1 protein-coding gene is annotated in these 333 nt (G+C 30.3%); it reads right to left on the bottom strand.

All coding sequences use genetic code 11. The features are described 5' to 3' along the window. A partial coding sequence (locus JKP73_RS22300; RefSeq protein WP_200412001.1) for a hypothetical protein occupies nucleotides 1-333 on the bottom strand: 333 nt, incomplete at both ends.

Genomic DNA, 333 nt, shown 5'->3' with positions numbered 1-333 from the left:
ATATAATTTCTACAACTTCACTAGCTGTGAAGTCAGAACGCTTGCCTAATTTATATTCATGAGCAATATCCATCTCTGACAATCGTTTGAATTGTGAGGTTGAAATATCATATAAATATCCATGATGCAAAGCAATCTTTCCAAATAGATAATCTAAAATCACATTGACAAAACGAGGAATACTTTTACTTGATTTTAATGTAACTACTTCTTTATCTTCTCCATCGTCAGTTTTTTCAGCTTTTTTATTAACTCCACCGTAGAAAATAGATACAGTATTTTGACCATTGTTTAAATGCAAACTAGGTCTTTTGATTCTTTTATTTTCTCCTG

The sequence above is a fragment of the Virgibacillus salexigens genome (assembly GCF_014905415.1).
In the GTDB taxonomy this organism is placed as follows: Bacteria; Bacillota; Bacilli; order Bacillales; family Amphibacillaceae; genus Virgibacillus; species Virgibacillus salexigens.
The sequence above is the reverse complement of the archived record's forward strand: the minus strand, read 5'-3'. Positions and strand labels throughout refer to the sequence as shown.